Origin of the sequence: Nocardia sp. BMG111209 (genome assembly GCF_000381925.1) — a bacterium.
Lineage (GTDB): Bacteria > Actinomycetota > Actinomycetes > Mycobacteriales > Mycobacteriaceae > Nocardia.
In genome coordinates this window covers 2,009,723-2,022,915 of the sequence record NZ_KB907307.1, presented here as the reverse complement: position 1 = coordinate 2,022,915, position 13,193 = coordinate 2,009,723, and the positions used below count along the sequence as shown (strand labels likewise).

Sequence of the window (13,193 nt, the reverse complement as noted above, 5' to 3'; positions counted from 1 at the left end):
CCAACGATGCGGACAGAGTAACACTCCGGAGTATTGCTCGGTAGGGGTTGCGGAGTGTCACTCCGGCGGGTGTAGCCGGGCGACACCGTCACCCTCGCCGACCACCGCACCGTCGGCGTCGAGCAACTGGATCCGGATGCGGCCCTCGACCGGGCCGGGGCGGCTCGGCGGCGCGGCGGGTGTGCCCGTCAGCCCGGCGACGGCCGCGGCGATCAGATGTTCCGCGAATTCACTCGCCGAGCCGGGTAGCTGGCCGGCCAGCCACTGCTGCGCGATGGCGTGCGCGGGGCCGGTGACGAGCGCGACGACGACGGTCATCGGCAGCTCCCGCACCTCCCCACGCTCGACGAAAGGCGCCAGCCAGCGCCGATATTCGTGGTTCAGCTCCTCGTTCATCTCCCGCAGGCGCAGGCCCGCCTCGGTCGACCAGTCGAGCCGGCCCTGCGAATACACGAACCGGGCCCGATCGGGATGCTCCTCGATCCAGCGCAACTGGTGACGGATCACCCCGCCGACCGCATCGGCCAGCGCGGCCGGATTCGCGGCGAGCACCTGCCGATACCCGTCCTGGACCGAGGCGATCGAGTCCACGTACAGCGCGCTGGCGATCGCCTCCTTGGTCCGGAAATGGTGGAACAGCGCACCGTTGGACACCCCGCTGCGCTCCCGGATCCGCGCGATCGTGGCGCGCTCGTACCCTTCCTCGATGAAGCAGGCGAGCGCGGCCGCCAGAACTCGTTCACGGATGCCCACGGCAGACAGAGTAATACTCCGTCCGGTCAGGGATGGGCGATCCCGTACCAGCAGACCTTCCGTAGGGTGTGCGGATCGAGCCAGAAGCTGTCGCCGAGGCCCGCCAGACAGACCGCGGAGGCCACGAGGCCGATACCGAGCACGATCCACAGCACCGGATCCCGCGAGCCGCGAGCCCACCACACCTCCAGGGCTCCCCGGATCGTGGCGGCGGTGATGAGGGCCACGACCAGATATATCGCCCAGGTCAGCCCTGCGGCCGGGTCGATCCCGTGCTGGTCGCGCGGGCCGCGCAGCCAGCCGCCGACGACGGTGCCCGCGGCCGCGACGATGGTGGTCAGCGTGCGGAACGTAGCGTGGACGTCGCGGAACCGCCCGTCCCGAAGGGTCCGGTCGAGGGGCCACAGCGCGATGGTGAACGCCGCCACGCCCGCTGCCACCGCGAGCGACGAGAGCACGGCTTCCGGAATCGGCAGGGGTGCGGTCCAGGTGCAGCCCATGCCCCGATAGGCGGCGTTCTCGAGCGCGGTGGCGGCGACCGTCGCGGCCATCCCGACGCAGATGAGCAGGGCCGGTATCAGGGCAACCGAGTAGGCCCGCAACGAGGTTCGCGATCCCATGATCACCGTGCCGAGTATGTCCCAACCGCGCGGTCCGGCGTCACCCGGCCCAGCAGATCTTCTGCAGCACTTCGGGATCCAGCCAGCAGCTGTCGACGATCTTGCCCAGTACGGCCGCGGTGGCGAGAACGCCGATGCCGACGACGATCCACGACGGGCCTTCCTTCGAACCCCGGGTTCGCAGGATCGAGCGGCAACCCCGCGCGGTGACGACGGTGAGCAGTGCGGCGATCGACCACACGGCCCACAGCGGCCCGGCCGTCGGATCGATTCCGTGCTGATCCCTGGGCCCCCAGAAGCATCCGGGGATCACCGTCGCCGCGAACGTCACGATGGTGGTCCAGGTGTGGAGCGCGTTCGGCCCGGCCCGAAACCGCCCTTCCCCGGGCCGAAATACGAGTGTGAGCGCGAGGATCGCGGCCGCCAGCGCCAGCGAGAGGAGAACGGCCGCCTGCACCGGCATCGACCGGGTGCCGCCGCAGGTCATGGTGTGGTACGCGGCATGATCGACTGCGGCGGCGAGTATCGTCGCGCTCATCCCCGCGCAGACGAGCAGCGCCGGCGCCAGCGCGATGAACCGCATGCGGAGGGATTCGGACGCTCTGATGATCACAGTGCAGCGTATGACAATTCGTGGCGCCGGCCGCTTCGGAACCGGCCGACCGGCCCGTGGCGGATCGGGTGCCGAGTTCCGCTGGTGGCCGGGAGAATTCGGCCTGTACTCCGGTATCGGCGCCGTGGATCGGTGCGAGGGCGGACGTCACAGGCCGTCCAGGAATTCGTCCGTGTCCCGGCGGGAGCGGAGGCGGACGAATCTCAGATGCCGGTATTCCGGTGCGTTCTGGGCGGTCAGATAGCGATCGCGGTTGGTGGAGTGGGTGTTCCAGGCCCACAGGATCACCGATCGGTCCGGGTCGCGGGAAACCATGTTGCGCAGGCTTTCCCGGTTGCCGTTCCACAATTCGCGGCGGGTCAGCGCGCGGCGCAGCGTCCGGCCGGTGATCCGGCGCATGACCACGGCGCGGGGGAGGTCGAACCACACCACGGTGTCGGCGCGGGCCCAGACGAGGTCGCCGAGCTTGCCGAGATAGTTGCCGTCGACCACCCAGGCGTCACCCGCGATGCGTCGGGCCACCGTGGCCCGGAATTCCTTCTCCGGCATCGCCGTCCAGCCCGGCTGGTGGTGAATCGCGTCCAATTCGATGTACGGAATTGCGAGCCGGTCGGCGATGTTTCGCGCCAGCGTGCTCTTACCCGAACCGGACGTCCCCACCACCGAGATTCGCTGCATACCGGTCACCCCGACATTATCCACGCCGGTTGCGCGGGGCCCGGATCAATCCCACGGGGGTGGTCCGGTGCGGGTGTCCCACGCCGCCAGGGCTTTCGCCGCGACCAGCCGGATCCCGGCCCGGTCCGCGTAGTCCTGGGCCTGCGCGGTGAAAGTCTGCGCGGTGGTGACGACCGCGGCGATATCGGCCCGGTGGATCGTGTGCGCGGTGCCGCCGAAGCGCTGCACGTCCTGACTGCCCACCGCCCGTCCGTTGCGATAGCGCTTGGCCTGCAACACTATTCGGCGACCGTCCGGCGCTCGGGCGATGACGTCGGCGCCGAGATCGCCGGCGCCGCCGACCACCCGGACCTCGGTGCAGCCGTCGCGGCGGCACAGTGCCGCGAGCGCTTCCTCGAATTCCCTGGGGGTCAGCGCGTTCTGCCGTAGCGCCGCCAGCGTGCGGGCATCCTCGCGGGCTCGTGCCCGGAACCGGTACCACGCCCGGAGAATCACGGCGACGACGACGGCGGTCAGCAGGCATACGGCGACGGTGATCAGGATGTGGGCCTCGGCGGCGGCCGCGTGCACCGCGCGCGGGACGAGCACCGTAGCGGCGGCGGCCGCCATGATCAGCAACCCCAGCGTGTTCGACGTCCGGCGTCTGCGCCGCCTGCCCATCCCCGCACTCCTCTCCACCTCGCCGTCCGGAGGTCGGTCCCGCGGTCGCGAACGAGAACCGTATGCGCGCAACCGAAGTCCGGCCTCACCGTCGACACTATCGTGGCCCGTCAGCCGGGCGGGCGGGCGAGTAGTGCTCCCCAGTGCGGATCGAGTGGGCCGGCGCCGATCAGCCGGAGGCACCACCACAGGGTGACGGCGACGGAGTCGAGGACCGGGATGCCGGTTTCGGCTTCGACGCGGGCCGCGATCGGCGCCCCGTACATGTTGGTGCACAGGTAGACCAGTGCGTCGGGTCCGGTGGCGGCCAGCCGGCGCGAGGGCAGCAGCAGTTCCTCGGGGGTGATGCGGGCGAAGGATTCGTTGTCGGTGTGGCCGAGCGCGCACGAGGCCCCGACGGTGATGCCGTCCTCGGCGTAGCGCTCGGCGATGCGCGCGGCGACGTCGGCGGTGTACGGGGTGAGCAGGCCGACCGTGGTGATGCCGAACGTGTCGTAGGCGGCGGTGCAGGCGAGGGTCGAGGTGGTCGCGGGAATGCCGGTGGCGCTTTCGATGTCGGCGACCATGGCGCGGTCGTGGTCCGCGCCGAGCCAGGAGCCCGCGGTGCCGTTCCAGACGATGAGGTCGACATCGGCGGTCGCCAGCAGTGCGGCCGCGGCGCGCATGGCGCCGAGATCGAATTGGCGGTCGGAGTCGTCGTCGACGGCGATGCGGGTGACCGCCACCCGGGTCGCGTGGACGGTGACATCGTCACGGCCGGTGAGCATCCGGTGGGTGGTCGGTTCCAGGCAGGTGTTCGACGACGGCACGATCATGCCCAGGCGGGCCGGTCGCCGCGCGGTGGTCACGCTCGGTCCCGGGTGGTGACCAGTGGGCGGCGGTCCCGGTAGCCGAGGCGGGGCAGGTAGCGGCCGACCGGCCCGGGGTCGTGGAAGCCGTTGCCGTCGAGCACGATTCGCCCGGCGGCGATCACCACCTGCGGCCAGCCGCGCAGTCGCATACCCTCGAACGGGCTGAAATCGCTGCCCATGTGCAGGTCCGCGGCGGCGACGGTGCGGGTTTCGGCGGGGTCGAGCACGACCAGATCGGCGTCGTAGCCGGGGGCGATCACGCCCTTGCCCGGTATCGCGTTGATGCGGGCCGGCGCGGCCGCGAACAGGTCGGCGAAGCGTTGCAGAACAACGGGATCCGAGCACGATCCGAGGGTGTCGGTGAGGGCGGTGAACGCGACCGGCATCCGGGTCTCGACCCCGGGCAGGCCGTGCGGCATCAGGCGGACATCGTCGCGGTGCGCGCGTTTCTGGGTGAGGTCGTAACAGGAGTGGTCGCTCGCGACGGTGTCGATGGCTCCCGCGGCGAACCGGTCACGCAGTGCGGCAACGGTTTCCGGTGAGCGCATCGGCGGGCAGCAGGCGTACCACTCGGGTACCCGCCCGGCGTACACGCGGTCGTCCAGCATCAGATAGTGCGGGCAGGTCTCCGAGTGCACCGCCAGGCCCCGGGCACGGGCGGCGCGGGCCAGATCCACCGCGCCGGGGGTGGACTGGTGCACGAAATACACCGGCGCGCCGGTGTATTCGGCCATGGCCAGCACCTCCCGGACCGATGCCTCCTCGGCCAGTTCCGGGCGGGTCCGGTGCAGGTGCTCGATGCCGATCTCGCCGGCGGCGGCACGCTCGTGGGTGCAGTCGACGACGATCGCGTCGTGCTCGGCGTGCACATAGGTGAGGCCGTCGAGGCGGGCCATCTCGCGCATCACCTTCAGCACCGTGTCGTTGCCGGCCATCGTGACGCCGCGGTTGGTCATGTAGAGCTTCACCGAGCGGACGCCGAGTGCGGCGAGCCGTTCCAGCTGGTCCGCGACGGTCGGGTCCCAGTCGATCACCGAGGCGTGCAGCCCCACGTCGCAGCGCGCCTGCCGGGCGAGGTCGAGCTTGTTCTCGATTGCCGCGAGCGGGGTTTCGGTCGCGTCGCGCGGGATACCGAAATCGAGGATCGTGGTGGTGCCCCCGCGCAGCGCGGCGGCGGTGGTGAGCGCGTAGTCGTCGAGAGTGCGGTAGGGGCCGGTGATCTGGGCGACGTGGCAGTGGCCGTCGACGCCGCCGGGGAGGACGACCCGGTCCGTGGCGTCGATCACGCGGTCGGCCGGCGGAACCGGTTGCCGGGCATCGAGGAGTGCGGTGATCCGGCCGTCGTCGACGACGACATGCGCTGTGGCGGAATGTGTCCCGCCGACGACGAGCCCGTGGGCGACGATCAGGTCGGTCATCGGCGGTCCTCTCCCGGTGCGGTGTGCGGATATTGGTCGCGGTATTTGCCGACGTGGTGCAGGGATTGGGCATCGGCGAGTTCGGGATCGCCGCTGGCGATCGCCTCGACCAGTGCGCGGTGTTCGTCCACCAGTTCGGTCATATCGGTGACATGCCGGAACAGCCAGTGCATCCGGCCCTGCAACGGTTCGAGTGCCGCGCGCAGGAACCGATTTCCGGCGATCCGGGTGATCTCGTCGTGCAGGTCGCTGTTGGCCCGGTGGGCCGCCTGGGCATCGCCGCGCTCGACCGCCGCGGCGGCCGTGTCGACCAGGGCGCGCAGCGCGGCGATGTCCGCCGGGCCGGCCCGCCGCGCGGCCAGCCGGGTGGCCAGCACCTCCAGGGCGAACCGCATCTCGAACAGATCCTCGACATCGCGATCGGTCAGTTCGGCGACGATCGCGCCACGGGTGGACCGCTCGGCGAGCAGGCCCTCCTGGATGAGCATCCGCACCGCCTCTCGCACCGGCAGGCGCGACACACCGAACTCGGCGGCCAGATCCCGTTCGACCAGCCGGGTGCCGACCGGGTAGTAGCCCTCGAAGATCCTGGACCGCACCGTGTCCCGGATCCGGACCCGCAGCGGTACGGCTCGCTGCGGGTGGTCGCCGGATGGCGAAGTCACCGGATGCTCTCCTCTCACCTGCCGTGTTCGCGGACGTTCACAGTGCCACGATCGCCGCGATCGGCGCCTGGCCGGGCGGCGTCTGGTGTTCCGTCCCGCCCGAGACGAAGATGCGCGCGTCGCCGGTCTGGGCGGCGATCAGCGCACCCACGGCGGCGCGGGAGTGCCGCTCGTAGTTGATGTCCGCGTCCGACAGCATGGTGGTCCGCTGCCCGCGCAGCAGCCCGCCGACCGGCGCCTCCGCCTTGGCGAACACCGCGGCGATCCGGCCGCGCTCGAATTCGCCGGGCTCGCAGTCGAATTCGAGCCCGGCGGCGCGGAGGGCGGCCCGCACGCCGGCGAGGTCGATCGCATCGGCCAAGGTGGCGTGGCCGATGCGGTACGGGCTGGTGGCCCGCGTGGAATTCGCGAGGACGATCACCTCGCAGGCGGTCAGCTCGCCGCCGGCGGAGGTGGAGGCGACATTCGAGTACAGGGTCAGGTCGGTGGCGATCGCCGCGTCGGTCACCGCCGTGGCGGCGACCTCGCCGAGGGCCAGTGCGACGCCGAGCGCGGTGGCGCCGCGGGCATAGGCCTTCGACCGGTTCGGGTCGGTCGTGACCACCTCGGCGCCCCGGGTGTGGGCGTCCGCGATACCGGCGGGGGTCAGTAGCGGGCCCTTCACCTGCACATAGTGGACGTCCTCGACGTCGCAGCCGAGGTCATCCAGCGCCCGGCGGACCGCGGCGGCGACCTCCTCGGCCGCCACGGTCCGCCCGACCTCCTCGGGGCGCAGGTCGCGGGTGCGCTGGACCGACAGGGCCAGCCGCTTCGTCCCGTCCGGGTCGCCGGCCGCGGTGTCCTCGCGGGTGAACACGGTGACATGGGGTGACAGCACACCCTCGCAGCCGCCGGACCACACGAACGCGACCTGCTCCTCGACCTCCTGCGGGGTCTGCTTCCGCACCGTCGAGAGATACTGTGCCAGAACCGTTGTCGCGTAGGCGCGGGTGAAATCGTTGGCGCCGCCGTTGCCCTCGGTCTTGCCGATGGTCGCCACGATCGTGCCCGGGTCGATCTCCCCGGATTCGACCAGGGCCCGCAGCGCCGTCACGTCACCGGGGTGGGCCATGGCCAGCCGGTGCACACCGATCCGCATGATTGTCCTTTCGTCGCCGATCCGGGTGATCAGATCGCGGTGACCGGGTTGACCAGGCTGCCGATACCGGTGGCCCGGCATTCCACCACGTCGCCGTCGCGCAGGAAGACCGGCGGCGTCATCTGGTAGCCGCAGCCGCCGGGTGTGCCGAGCGTGACGATGTCGCCGGGTTCCAGGGTGATGCCCCGGGACAGGTGGCTGATCACCGCGGCGGGGGAGAAGATCATGTTCCCCGCCGATTCCCGTTGGCGCACTTCGCCGTTGACCAGCAGTTCGGTCTCCACCGCGGCGAGGTCGCCGATCTCGTCGGCGGTGACCACGGCCGGTCCGAGCGGGCAGTAGGAGTCCTGGCCCTTGCCGTAGAAGAACTGACTGGTCCGCGACTGGAGGTCGCGGGCGGAGACGTCGTCGGCGAGGGTGTAGCCGAAGATGTGCCCGGGAGCGTCCGCCTCGCTGATCCAGGTGCCGCCCCGGCCGATGATCATCGTCAGTTCGACCTCGTAGTCCAGCTTCTCGGTCAGGCGCGGATCGAGGATGATCGGCTCACCCGGGCCGACGACCGCGGTGACCGGTTTGGAGAAGAACAGCGGGATGTCGGGTATCTCCACCGGCAGGCCCAGCGCTCGCGCGTTCTGTTCGACGTGGGAACGGTAGTTCATCCCGACACAGAACACATTCTTGCGGGGCCGGGGGATCGGCGACCGCAGCACGACATCGGTTGCACGGCAGACGTTCTCGTCACCGATCTGTGCCGCCTCGGCCCGTTTCCGGGCCTGCGCCAGCGCGTCCGGCCCGCCGTCGAGCAGCGACAGCAGCGAGCCGAAGACCGGGTCGCCGCCGGAACCGGTGGTCAGATCCAGGATGTCGCCGTCCGCGACGTGTACGCCGAGGTGGGTGCCGCCGTCGCGGTCGAAGGTCACGAATCTCATGCCGACACCGCGGGACTGTCGGTGGTTTCCGCGGGGGCCCGCCGGCGGCCGATCTTCAGTTCGTTGAACAGCAGGTTGAGCACGATCGCCGTGATCGCGCCGGAGGCGATACCGGAACCGAACACCGTTTGGATCCAGGACGGGAAGTGCGCGTAGAAGTTCGGCGCGGCGATCGGCAGGATGCCCATGGTCAGGGTCGCGGCGACGATCAGCGCGTTGATGGCGCCCTGCTGCTCGTCGTGGAAGTCCACCGTGCTCAGCGTCTGCAGGCCGTTGACCGCGACCAGTCCGAAGATCGCGATACCGGCGCCGCCGAGCACCGGCAACGGCACGATCGCCACCACCGCCGCGACGATCGGGAACAGCGCCAGCACGACGAGGATCAGCCCGCACGCGGCGACCGCGAACCGGCTCTTGACCCGGCTCATCACCAGCAGGCCGATGTTCTGGCCGTAGGCGCTGGCCTGGAAACCGTTGAGGCCGCCGCTGATCACCGAGCCCAGGCAGTCCGCGCGCAGGCCGTTCGCGACATCGGCCGGCGAGACCGGACGGTCGACGATGTGGCCGATCGCGAGCATGTCGGCGGTCGCCTCCGTCATGATAACGAGCATCACGATCGCCATCGACACGATCGCCGCGGGCTCGAAATGCGGTGCGCCGAAATGGAACAGCCCCGGCACCGCGAACACCCGCGCGGAGCCCAGCTTCGAGAAGTCGACCATGCCCAGCGGCATCGCGACCAGGGTGCCGATCACCATCGCCACCAGCATCCCGACCCGCTTGGTGAAACCCGGTACGTACGTGACGATCACGAGCGTGAGCAGCAGTGTCAGCAGGCCGATGAAGACGTTCTTCGCCGAGCCGAAGTCCTTGCTGCCCTGATCGCCCTGCAACCAGCCGATCGAGATGGGGATCAGGCTGATCCCGATCACCGTCACCACCGCACCCATCACCAGCGGCGGGAAGAACCGTAACAGCTTGCTGTACAACGGGGCCGCGAAGAACATCACCGCGGCGGCCACGATCACCGCGCCGACGATCACCTGCATCGCCGCCGCGCCGCCGGCGTGACTCTTGCCGATGGCGATCATCGAGGCGATGCCGGAGAACGAAACACCCTGCACCAGAGGTAGTTTGACGCCGATCTTCCAGATGCCGATCGTCTGCAGCAGGGTGGTGAGTCCCGAGGCCAGCAGACTCGCGCTGATCAGGAAGATCAGATCCGCGGTCGGCAGGTGCAGCGCGGTGCCGATGATGAACGGCGGCGCGATGATGCCGGCGTAGGCCGCGAGCATGTGCTGGGTGCCCAGCGCCAGCAGTTTGCCGACGGGCAGCATCTCGTCGACGGGGTCGGCGGTCTCGCCGGTCACCGGCCGGACCCGGACCGAACGCAGGGGATTTCTCATGGCTTCCTGGCCTCATCTCACCGAGGTGGCGAATATTTTGGGATCCCAAGATTCTCGAAAGCGCGTTACCCCGGTATTGCGCCGAGCTTTCCGCCGGTATCCGGATCGAGAAGATCATGTTGCGGGCCCGGTCCGCTGTCGGCTCGGCCGCGACGATGATCGACTCCGATTAGGATGGTGGCGTGGGGTTCACCGGATTCGGTCCAGGCGATGTGGTGTATTTCCCGGAGGGGCCGTTCAGCGGCGTCTGCGGAGTCGTACGGGAGGTGGATGATCGACAATCCCGGCTACGCCTGGATTTCGGGGAGGGAATCGTCCATCGCGAGGGGGGTGTGCTGCGGCAACGCTGGCACAGTCTGATCGTCGGATTCGACGAGGTCGAACTGGCATAGCGGCCGATGGCTCACTTCGCGTCGCCGTAGTTCTCGACCACCGCGGTGGTGAACGGGAACCGCACCGGCGTCGGCCCGAAGGCCAGCCGGCCCGCGGTGTCCGCCGCCTCGGTGATCGTCGCGGCGACGGTCGCGGCCTCCTCTGCCGGGCAGTGCACGATCACCTCGTCGTGCTGGAAGAAGACCATTTCGGCGCGCAGTCCGGCGCCGTACATGGCCTGCCGCAGCCCGGCCAGTACCAGCAGCGCCCATTCGGCGGCGCTGCCCTGGACGACGAAGTTACGGGTGAAACGGCCGCGCGCCCTGGCCTTCGGCGAACTGCCGGCCCGCGGTTCCTCGTCGTCGGCGCGTTCGAAGGCGGCGGCCGGTGGACAGGTGCGGCCCAGCCAGGTGCGCACGAGCCGGCCCTCCTCACCCGCGGCGGCGGCATCGTCGACGTAGGCGATCGCGGCGGGGTAGCGGCGGCGCAGTTCCGCCATATGGGTGAGCGCGTCCCCGGAGGTCTGGCCGTAGACGGCGCCCAGCAGTGCCACTTTGGCGCGGTCGCGGTCGCCACCGAAGGCGCGGGCCGCCAGATCGGCGTACAGATCCTCGGCGCGGCCGGCCACCTCCATCAGGCCCGGATCGCGGGAGATGGCCGCGAGCACCCGGGGTTCCATCTGATCCGCGTCGGCGACCACCAGCCGCCAGCCCGGATCCGCGCGGACCGCCTGCCGGACGATCTTCGGAATCTGCAGGGCGCCACCGCCGTTGGTGGTCCAGCGGCCGGTGACCGTGCCGCCGGGCAGGTATTCGGGCCGGAAACGGCCCTCGTGCACCCACTGGTCGATCCAGGCCCAGCCGTTGGCGGTGTGCAGACGATACAGCGATTTGTAGGCCAGCAGCGGCGCCACCGCGGGGTGATCGATCTTCTGCAGTTCCCATTTCCTGGTGGAGGACAACGCGATTCCGGCGCGCGCGAACGCCTTGACGATGTCCTGGGGCAGATCGGGCCGCACCCGGATGCCCGGCCCGAACGCGCGCGACACCTCGTCCGCCAGTTCGGCCATCCGGCGCGGTTCGCCGCCGCCGGGAATGCGTTCGCCCAGAAGGGAATCGAGCAGTTCGCGATGGATGTCGGCGCGCCACGGCACTCCCGCGCGCGACATCTCGGCGGCGACCAGCATGCCCGCCGACTCGGCCGCGATCAGCATCCGCATGCGTTCGGGATGCGCGGTGGCGGCGGTGCGGGCCACCTGTCCGGCGTAGACCTCCAGCAGCGCGGTCAACTCGTCGGTGCCGGGTGGCAGCGGCACCGGGCCCGAATCGAACAGGGCCGGCTCGGTGTCGGCGGCGCGCAGGGGAGCGTCCGGCGGGACGGGACGGCCGTGCAGCCGGGCCCAGGCGGCGGGCAGGGACCGCGCCTGCCCGGACTGGCCCTCCTCGTGCCCGATCAGCAACGCCTCGGCGGCCTCCACGTCGTAACAGCGTTCCACCCGCACCCCGGCCGCGAGAAGCCGCCGATAGACGGCGGTGGACCGCCAGACCCACCGCTCGACCTCCGGCCGCGACCGCACCGCCTCCTCGAACGAGGATTCGCGGACCACCGGCCCCGCGGCACGGCCGTCGCCGCCGAGCGGGCACAACCGCGCTCCGCCCTGCCCTGCCTCCGCCACCGCCCATCGCATACCCGTCAGTCTGGCAGTGGGGACCGACAGGATCCGCGAGGACCGCCCCGGCCGCGGGTCAGGGTGCCGCCGCGTCCGGCGGAGTCAGCGACAGTCGGCGGCACTCGTCGCCGCAGCGCTGGCCGGGTGGCCGTAACGGGTTGTCGCGGTGCAGGATTGCCGCCGTCGGCGTCACCGTCACGGTGTCGCCGTGATATTCGGCCTTGCCGTCGATGATGAGGCTGCGGGCGCCGGCGCGCGGCGGTGGGCACAGCAGTGTGACGGCCGGATTGACGTCGATGTTGCGGCGCGTGGTGGGGCCGGTGTGGTCGATACGCAGCGCGTATCCGTCCGGCACGACGACGGCCCCGACCACGTGCGGCTGTGCGTCCGGATTCGTGGTGATCAGGTAGGTGAACGCGAAGGTGGTCAGCAGGTCACCGAGTTCGGTGTGTGGCTCCCCACTCATGTGATCCAGGCTACAACCCCGTCGCGCGACGGGACCGCGAATCCGTACTGCCCGATCGCCGGAGCGCGGGGTCGCCGGAAGTGGTTGTCCCCGTTCAGAGCTTCTTGCCGACGGCGCCGTACAGCGAGACGCGCTTGTCGTGGCTCGGCGGATGCTCGATGCCCTCGTTGCGCCAGCGGTGGATGACCTCGACACCCGGGGGGAGCAGTTCCAGGTCGTCGAAGAACCGGGAAACCTGTTCGCGGGTGCGGGGAGTGACCGGGATGCCGCGGTCCACGTAGACCTGCAGCAGGCGGGCCATCCCGTCGGGATCGTCTGCGCCGTCGTCGAATTCGGTGGTGACGTGTGACATCGCCAGATACGAGCCCGGGACCAGCGGCTGCATCAGCCGCTGCACGATGTCGTAGACGTCGCCGGGTACGAAGTGCAGCAGCGCCATCATCGACACCGCCACCGGCCGACTCAGGTCCAGAGTGCTCGTCAATTCCGGGGAGGCGAGGATCTCTTCGGGATCGCCCGCATTCGCCTGCACGTAGGAGGTGCGGCCTTCCGGCGTGCTGACCAGCAACGCCCGCGCGTGTGCGTACACGATCGGGTCGTTGTCGACGTACACCACCCGCGCGTCCGGCGCGAGTTCCTGCGCCACCTGGTGCAGATTCGGCTCGGTGGGAATGCCGGTGCCGATGTCGAGGAACTGCCGGATACCTTGGCCCACCAGATATTTGGTGGCGTGGTGCATGAATTCACGATTGGTGCGCGCGGTCAGCCGGACCGACGGGAAATCGTGCAACGCCTGCTCGGCGGCCGCCCGGTCGGCTTCGTACGAGTCCTTCCCACCGAGGAAGTAGTCGTACATCCGAGCCGGGTGCGCCACATCGGTATGCAGGTCGATAGGGCCGTCGAACACGGCAACGTCTCCTTGCGACGTGGGGATCTGTACTACGCAGATATACCG

The 13,193-nt window shown here is 70.0% G+C and carries 15 protein-coding genes; 1 reads left to right on the top strand and 14 read right to left on the bottom strand.

The window, feature by feature from the left end; all coding sequences use genetic code 11:
• Nucleotides 1-57: 57 nt before the first annotated feature.
• The 11 genes from G361_RS0109205 to G361_RS0109155 all read right to left on the bottom strand — a co-directional run bounded on the left by G361_RS0109205 (nt 58) and on the right by G361_RS0109155 (nt 9,731).
• Entirely contained in the window at nt 58-753 is a 696-nt protein-coding gene (locus G361_RS0109205) for a TetR/AcrR family transcriptional regulator (RefSeq protein WP_019926779.1), read from the bottom strand.
• A 26-nt stretch (nt 754-779) separates the two neighbouring features.
• Nucleotides 780-1,379, bottom strand: coding sequence for a hypothetical protein (locus G361_RS0109200; protein ID WP_019926778.1), 600 nt, complete (start codon nt 1,377-1,379; stop codon nt 780-782).
• Nucleotides 1,380-1,413: 34 nt separating this feature from the next.
• Entirely contained in the window at nt 1,414-1,956 is a 543-nt protein-coding gene (locus G361_RS0109195; protein WP_019926777.1) for a hypothetical protein, read from the bottom strand.
• 177 nt (nt 1,957-2,133) lie between these two features.
• Nucleotides 2,134-2,664: a (d)CMP kinase gene (locus tag G361_RS42960; RefSeq protein ID WP_036494811.1), complete on the bottom strand. Its 531-nt coding sequence runs from the start codon at nt 2,662-2,664 to the stop codon at nt 2,134-2,136.
• Nucleotides 2,665-2,709: 45 nt separating this feature from the next.
• Entirely contained in the window at nt 2,710-3,324 is a 615-nt protein-coding gene (locus G361_RS42955) for a restriction endonuclease (protein WP_081635338.1), read from the bottom strand.
• A 110-nt stretch (nt 3,325-3,434) separates the two neighbouring features.
• Nucleotides 3,435-4,172, bottom strand: coding sequence for an aspartate/glutamate racemase family protein (locus tag G361_RS0109180; RefSeq protein WP_019926774.1), 738 nt, complete (start codon nt 4,170-4,172; stop codon nt 3,435-3,437).
• Complete coding sequence (locus G361_RS42950; RefSeq protein ID WP_019926773.1) at nt 4,169-5,593, bottom strand: amidohydrolase family protein; 1,425 nt, start codon at nt 5,591-5,593, stop codon at nt 4,169-4,171. The genes G361_RS0109180 and G361_RS42950 overlap by 4 nt, the downstream gene beginning before the upstream one ends.
• On the bottom strand, nt 5,590-6,258 hold the full coding sequence (locus tag G361_RS42945) for a GntR family transcriptional regulator (RefSeq protein ID WP_036494091.1): 669 nt from the start codon (nt 6,256-6,258) through the stop codon (nt 5,590-5,592). Before G361_RS42945 ends, G361_RS42950 begins: the two co-directional genes overlap by 4 nt.
• 37 nt (nt 6,259-6,295) lie before the next feature.
• Nucleotides 6,296-7,396 carry a ring-opening amidohydrolase gene (locus G361_RS0109165; protein WP_019926771.1) on the bottom strand — a complete coding sequence of 367 codons (1,101 nt, stop codon included), beginning with the start codon at nt 7,394-7,396 and terminating at the stop codon, nt 6,296-6,298.
• Between the two features lie 29 nt (nt 7,397-7,425).
• A complete protein-coding gene (locus G361_RS0109160) occupies nt 7,426-8,325 on the bottom strand; it encodes a fumarylacetoacetate hydrolase family protein (protein ID WP_019926770.1) in 900 nt (299 codons plus the stop codon).
• Nucleotides 8,322-9,731, bottom strand: a complete 1,410-nt coding sequence (locus tag G361_RS0109155) for a nucleobase:cation symporter-2 family protein (protein WP_019926769.1) — start codon at nt 9,729-9,731, stop codon at nt 8,322-8,324. The genes G361_RS0109160 and G361_RS0109155 overlap by 4 nt, the downstream gene beginning before the upstream one ends.
• A gap of 182 nt (nt 9,732-9,913) precedes the next feature.
• Between G361_RS0109155 and G361_RS0109150 the strand changes: the two genes are divergently transcribed.
• Nucleotides 9,914-10,123: a hypothetical protein gene (locus G361_RS0109150; RefSeq protein WP_019926768.1), complete on the top strand. Its 210-nt coding sequence runs from the start codon at nt 9,914-9,916 to the stop codon at nt 10,121-10,123.
• Between the two features lie 11 nt (nt 10,124-10,134).
• On the opposite strand, the gene G361_RS0109145 is transcribed toward G361_RS0109150, so the two are convergent.
• From G361_RS0109145 to G361_RS0109135, 3 genes are all read right to left on the bottom strand, one after another.
• Nucleotides 10,135-11,790: a bifunctional 3'-5' exonuclease/DNA polymerase gene (locus G361_RS0109145; RefSeq protein ID WP_019926767.1), complete on the bottom strand. Its 1,656-nt coding sequence runs from the start codon at nt 11,788-11,790 to the stop codon at nt 10,135-10,137.
• Between the two features lie 58 nt (nt 11,791-11,848).
• Nucleotides 11,849-12,238, bottom strand: coding sequence for a pyridoxamine 5'-phosphate oxidase family protein (locus tag G361_RS42940; RefSeq protein ID WP_019926766.1), 390 nt, complete (start codon nt 12,236-12,238; stop codon nt 11,849-11,851).
• Between the two features lie 94 nt (nt 12,239-12,332).
• Nucleotides 12,333-13,145: an SAM-dependent methyltransferase gene (locus G361_RS0109135; RefSeq protein WP_231386821.1), complete on the bottom strand. Its 813-nt coding sequence runs from the start codon at nt 13,143-13,145 to the stop codon at nt 12,333-12,335.
• Nucleotides 13,146-13,193 lie beyond the last annotated feature (48 nt).